Below are 6,149 nucleotides of genomic sequence, written 5' to 3' on the forward strand. Positions count from 1 at the left end.
CCAAGGCGCGCATGCCCGACCGTGCCCCCGACCCCGCCCAGCAACCGACCTTCACCGTCGCCGGCAACCGCCTGACGATGCTCGACACCGGCCCGCGCCGGCTCGACACGCTGATCGCGCTGATCGAGGGCGCGCGCGCCACGCTGCGCATCATCTATTACATCTATGTCGACGACGACGCCGGCGCGAAGGTCCGCGCGGCGATGATCCGCGCGGCCGAGCGCGGGGTGAAGGTCTCGCTCGTCGTCGACGGGCTCGGCAGCGAGGTCGCCGAGGGCCACAATTTCTTCGATCCGCTGCGCGATGCGGGCGTCCATGTCTGCCGCTTCGTGCCGCGCTGGGGGCGGCGCTATCTGCTGCGCAACCACCAGAAGCTTGCGCTCGCCGATGGCGAGAGCAGCGCGGCACGCGCGATCATCGGCGGGTTCAACGTCGAGGACGCCTATTTCGGCACCCCCGCCGAGCAAGCGTGGCGCGATCTCGGGCTGCTCGTCGAGGGGCCGGCGGCCGAGCGCATCACCGGCTATTTCGACGCGCTGTCGAACTGGTCGAAGCAGCCCAAGCCGCCGCTGCGCTCGCTGCGCCGCGCGCTGAAGGCGTGGAGCGAACCCGAGGGGCAAGTCCGCTGGCTGTTCGGCGGACCGACGCGACGGCTGTCGCCCTGGGCGCGCGCGGTGAAGTCCGATCTCGAGCGGGCCGCCAAGGTCGATCTGATCTCGGCCTATTTCGCGCCGAACCCGGGGATGCTGCGGCGGCTCGACCGCGCGGGGATGCGCGGGCAGGTGCGGATCGTGCTGGCGTCGAAGAACGATCACGGCGCGGCGATCTGGGCGTCGCGCTTCACCTATGCGGGGCTCCTGCGCAAGCGCGTCCAGATCTACGAATATCAGCCGACCAAGCTCCACACCAAGCTCTTCCTGATCGACGACGTCGTCTATATCGGCTCGGCCAATTACGACATTCGCAGCCTGTTCCTTAATCTCGAGATGATGCTGCGGATCGACGATGCAGAATTCGCCGCGCATGTCCGTTCCTATGTCGATGGCGAGATTGCCGAATCGGAGCGGATCACCGCGCAGAGCTATCGCCAGCATACCGGTTGGTGGACGCGGACACGCCAGTTCGCCGCCTTCTTCGTGATGACGGTGCTCGACTATAACATCACCAAGCGGCTCAATTTCGGGCCCGAGCGGTGAAATCCGCCGCCCGGATCGATCGCGATTTCGCACTGCTGTTCACGGTGATGCTGACGATCGCCGCGGCCAACACCGCGTTGCAATCGGTTCTCCCCGCGCTCGGGCGATCGTTGAAGGTCGCCGACAGCGCGGTGGCGGCGGCCTTCTCGGTCTCGGCCTTGCTGTGGGTGATCGCCGCGCCGTTTTGGGCGAAACGCTCGGACCGGCACGGGCGGCGCGCGATGATCCTGCTCGGCCTGGGCGGCCTGTGCGTGTCGCTCGGCGTATGCGGCGTGTTCCTCGTCGCGGGGATCAACGGCTGGATCAGCGGGACCGCGGCATTCGTCTGCTTCATCCTCGGGCGGCTGATCTATGGCAGCCTCGGCTCGGCGGCACCGCCCGCGGTGCAGGCGCTGGTCGCGGGCAATACGACGCGCGCCGAGCGGACCAAGGCGCTGACGTTGCTCGGCTCGGCGTTCGGGCTGGGGACGATCCTCGGGCCGACGCTCGCGCCGTTCCTGCGGCTCGGGTCGATCGGCGGGATCAAGCTCGAGCTTGCCGGGCCGGCGTTCGTCTTCGCGCTGTTCGGGCTGATCGTGTTCGTCGCGGTGCGGCAGTTGCTGCCCAACGACCGCGTCCCGCAGGCCGATACGCATGGCGCGGCGAGCGCCTATCCCTCGATCGGCGGGCAGAGCTCGGGCGCGAGCATCACCGCGGCGACCGAGCCGCATAGCGAGCATGTCCGCTACACCGATCGGCGAATCCGCGGCTGGATGATCGCCGGGCTCGTCTCGGGGCACGGCCAGGCGATGACAGGGCAGGCGATCGGCTTTCTGGTGATCGACCGCTTGCGGCTCGCGCCCGACGAGGCGCTCCAGCCGACGGGGATCGTGCTGATGATCGGCGCGGGGGCGGCGTTGCTGGTGCAATGGGGGATCATTCCGAATCTCAACCTGCGCCCTCGGCGGATGATGCTTGCCGGGCTGGTGCTCGCGGCGGCGGGGTGTGCGCTGACCGGGATCGCGACGTCGCTCTATACGCTGGCGTGCGCCTATGCGCTGGCGAGCGTCGGGTTCGGGTTCACGCGTCCTGCCTTCACTGCCGGTGCATCGCTGGCGGTGGGGCATGCCGCGCAGGGGTCGGTTGCGGGCAAGGTGACCTCGATCAACGGCGCGGCGTTCGTGCTCGGGCCGTCGATCGGGGTGGGATTGTACCAGGTGCAGCATTCGCTGCCGTATCTGGTCGCGGGCGCGGCGATGATGGCGCTGTTCGGCTATGCCTGGGTGAAGCTGCGCGAGCCGCGCTGACCTCCTCCCCTCCCTGGAAGGGAGGGCGCGCTGACCTTCTTCCTCCCCTCCCTGAAAGGGAGGGGTCGGGGGTGGGTTGGCCCGTTATCGAACGCCACCCCCGACTACGGGCCGACCCACCCCCAGCCCCTCCCTTCCAGGGAGGGGAGGAGCGAGGTCAGCTCGCTTCTTCCTTCGCGCGCGGCGGGAAGGCGAAGCCGATCGGCTGCAGCGAGGTCGCATCCTGCTTCAGCCGTGCCTTCATCGTCTCATACTCGCGCTCGAGTTCCGGCGTGACCGACGCGCGCGAATCGGCAAGCGCCGTCTCGAAATGCGCCATCGTCACCTGCGTGACCTGAAGCGATTCGCGCAAAGCGGTAAGCCCCGCGCGCCGCACCAGATCCTCGAGATCGGCGCCCGTAAAGCGATCGGTCCGCCCGGCCAGCACGTCGAGATCGACATCCTCGGCGATCGGCATCTTGGCGGTCTGGATCGCCAGGATCCGCGCGCGCCCATCGCGGCTCGGCACGCCGACATAGATCAGCTCGTCGAACCGCCCCGGCCGCAACAGCGCCGGGTCGATCAGGTTCGGCCGGTTGGTCGCCCCGATCACGACGACCGACTGCAGCTCCTCGAGCCCGTCCATCTCGGCGAGGATCGTGTTAACCACGCGCTCGGTGACCTGCGGTTCGCCCATCCCGCTGCCGCGCGTCGGCACCAGCGAATCGAGTTCGTCGATGAAGATCACGCACGGCGCGACCTGGCGGGCGCGCGCGAACAGCTTGGCGATCTGCTGCTCGCTCTCGCCATACCATTTGCTGAGCAGATCGCTCGACTTGGTCGCGATGAAGTTGGCCTGCGCCTCACGCGCGACCGCCTTTGCCAGCAAGGTCTTGCCGGTGCCGGGCGGACCATAGAGCAGGAAGCCCTTGGCCGGACGGATGCCGAGCCGACGGAACGCATAGGGGTCCTTCAAGGGCAGTTCGACGCCCTCCTTCAACCGCATCTGCGCATCGTCGAGCCCCCCGACATCGTCCCAGCGGACACGCGGCGCCTCGACCATCACCTCGCGCATCGCGCTCGGCTGGACGCGCTTGAGCGCATCGACGAAATCTTCGCGAGTGACGGCAAGCGTGTCGAGGATCTCGGGCGGGATCGTTCCCTCGGACAGGTTGAGCCGTGGCATCAGCTTGCGCACCGCCTCGATCGCTGCTTCGCGCGCGAGTGCCGCAAGATCGGCGCCGACAAAGCCGTAGGTCGTGCGCGCCAGCTCATCGAGATCGACGCGGTCGCCGAGCGGCATGCCGCGTGTGTGGATACCGAGGATCTCGCGACGCCCACGCTCGTCGGGAACGCCGACGACGATCTCGCGGTCGAACCGGCCCGGCCGGCGCAACGCTTCGTCGATCGCCTCGGGGCGATTCGTCGCGGCGATCACCACCACGTTGGCGCGCGCCTCCAAGCCGTCCATCAGCGTCAGCAACTGCGCGACGAGCCGCTTCTCCGCCTCACCCGACACCTGCCCACGCTTGGGCGCGATCGAATCGATCTCGTCGATGAAGACGATTGAGGGCGCAGCCTTCGCGGCTTCCTCGAACACCTGGCGCAGCTTGCTTTCCGATTCGCCGTACGCCGAGCCCATGATCTCGGGCCCGTTGATCAGGAAGAATTCGGCCGCCGATTCGTTGGCGACGGCGCGCGCGAGCCGCGTCTTGCCGGTTCCGGGCGGCCCGTGCAGCAACACGCCCTTGGGCGGATCGACGCCCAGCCGCTGGAACAGCTCGGGGTAGCGCAGCGGCAACTCGACCATCTCGCGCAGCTGGTCGATCGTCGGGCCCATGCCGCCGATATCGTCATAGGTGACGTCGGCGCGGCGCGCTTCCTTGGGCTCCTCATATTCGGGGCGCAGCTCGATCTCGGTCGTCTCGTCGACATGCACCACGCCCTTGGGCACGGTCGAGATCACCGCGAGGCGGATCTCCTGCAGCGCATAGGCCGGCGCGCGCAGCATGTTCTGGACGCCCGGCGGCATGTTGTCGACGCGCTGTTGGCCGGCGGTCGCGACGACATCGCCCTGCGTCAGCGGACGGCCGAAGAAGGTGCGCTTCAGCGCGTTCGAAGAGCCCTGCAACCGCAGATTCTGCTGCGCCGGCGCGAAGATCACCCGCGTCGCGGCCTTCGATTCGACCGCGCGGATCTCGACGAAATCGCCCGAGCCGACGCCGGCATTGGCGCGCTGCAGACCGTCGATACGGATGATGTCGAGCCCTTCGTCCTCGGCATAGGGCGCAACCGCGCGCGCAGGCGTCGAGGATTTGCCGACGATCTCGATGACATCGCCCTCGCCCAGCCCGAGCGCGGCGAGCATCGCGCGCGGCACGTGCGCGAGCCCGCGCCCGCTATCCTCGGGCCGCGCATTGGCGACCTGCAATTTCCGAATCGGCGTCTCGACGTCCGCCATGCTATCTTTTCCTCGCGTAAACCCGGTGAGCGCGCGAGATAGGCATGCGGTTCCACGAATACGAGGGCGGCGCTGCGGCGCGCGCAGGACAAAAAAAGGGCCGACCCCCGGAGGGATCGGCCTTGAAAGTTTTAGGAGAGGATGCCTGAAAGGCACCGTCTAAATGCGCCACGACGGATTATGTTGCAAGTGCGAAAGAACCGATTGCGATTGTCGTTTCTGCAACCGTTGCAATATGGGTGTCGAGCGGGAATGATGAATTTAGAGCCGACGGTATCTTGGTGCGCCGCACAAGACACCGTTGCCAGAGGGGGATAAGCCAACGATGCGTAGACTGCCGCCGCTAACCGCGATCGAGGCGTTCGTGCAGGTCGCCCGCACCGGTTCGATCAAGGCGGCATCGCAGGAGCTTGCTTTGTCGCCGCCCGCGCTGAGCCGGCGGATCCAGGCGCTCGAGCGTTTCATCGGCCGCCCCTTGTTCGAACGCCGCCATCAGGCGGTGGTGCTCAACGCCGATGGCGACCGGCTGCTGCAGCAGATCGCGCCGGCGCTCGACCAGCTCTCCGATGCTGTCGAGGTGATGACGAGCAACACCGACGTGCTGCGGCTGCGGCTCGGGCTGCTCCCGCTCTGGGCATCGCAGCAGCTGTTCCCGCGGCTCGGCGAATTGCGCGCGCAACACCCCGAGCTGCATCTCGACATCGATACCGCGGCGCATTTGCTATCGCGGCTGGGCGAAGGGCTCGACGCCGTGATCGCGCTCGCGCGCGACATCGACCCGGCGCTTTACGCCAAGCGGCTCGATCGCAACCAGGTCTATGTCATCGGCGCGAGCGCGATGATCGAAGGGCCGAACCCGATCACCGCGCCCGAGCAGCTCGCCGGGCTGACCGCGCTCGTCCATCGCGACATGCCCGACACGTTCAGCGCGTGGCGCGCGGCGGCCGGGCTGACCGATCTCGAGCCGCTCGCGATCGACCATTTCGATTCGGGCGCGCTGATGCTCGAGGCGGCGGCGCAGGGGCTCGGCATCGCCTTCATGCACGCCAGCCATTTCGAGGAAGCGCGCGACGACCGGATCGTGCGGCTGTTCGATATCCCGGTCGAGAGCCCGTACAGCTATTGGTTCGCGTGCCGCCCGCGCGCGCTGACGCAGAAGCCGGTGCGGCTGTTCCACGACTGGCTGATCGCGACGATCGCCGATCCGGGGGTTTGAGGGGAAAGTTA

The 6,149-nt window shown here is 67.7% G+C and carries 4 protein-coding genes; 3 read left to right on the top strand and 1 reads right to left on the bottom strand.

Annotated elements, in window-relative coordinates:
• Positions 1 to 11 precede the first annotated feature (11 nt).
• Both RH90_RS04665 and RH90_RS04670 read left to right on the top strand, forming a co-directional pair.
• The gene (locus RH90_RS04665) at positions 12 to 1,196 is read left to right on the top strand and encodes a phospholipase D-like domain-containing protein (protein ID WP_029625033.1); all 1,185 of its coding nucleotides are present in this window, start codon (positions 12 to 14) and stop codon (positions 1,194 to 1,196) included.
• Positions 1,193 to 2,482: an MFS transporter gene (locus RH90_RS04670; protein WP_010184187.1), complete on the top strand. Its 1,290-nt coding sequence runs from the start codon at positions 1,193 to 1,195 to the stop codon at positions 2,480 to 2,482. Before RH90_RS04665 ends, RH90_RS04670 begins: the two co-directional genes overlap by 4 nt.
• A gap of 157 nt (positions 2,483 to 2,639) precedes the next feature.
• On the opposite strand, the gene RH90_RS04675 is transcribed toward RH90_RS04670, so the two are convergent.
• A complete protein-coding gene (locus RH90_RS04675; protein WP_010184188.1) occupies positions 2,640 to 4,922 on the bottom strand; it encodes a CDC48 family AAA ATPase in 2,283 nt (760 codons plus the stop codon).
• Positions 4,923 to 5,247: 325 nt separating this feature from the next.
• Between RH90_RS04675 and RH90_RS04680 the strand changes: the two genes are divergently transcribed.
• Positions 5,248 to 6,138, top strand: coding sequence for a LysR substrate-binding domain-containing protein (locus RH90_RS04680; RefSeq protein WP_010184189.1), 891 nt, complete (start codon positions 5,248 to 5,250; stop codon positions 6,136 to 6,138).
• The last annotated feature ends 11 nt before the right edge of the window (positions 6,139 to 6,149 follow it).

Source organism: Sphingomonas sp. PAMC 26605 (genome assembly GCF_000241485.1).
In the GTDB taxonomy this organism is placed as follows: domain Bacteria; phylum Pseudomonadota; class Alphaproteobacteria; order Sphingomonadales; family Sphingomonadaceae; genus Sphingomonas.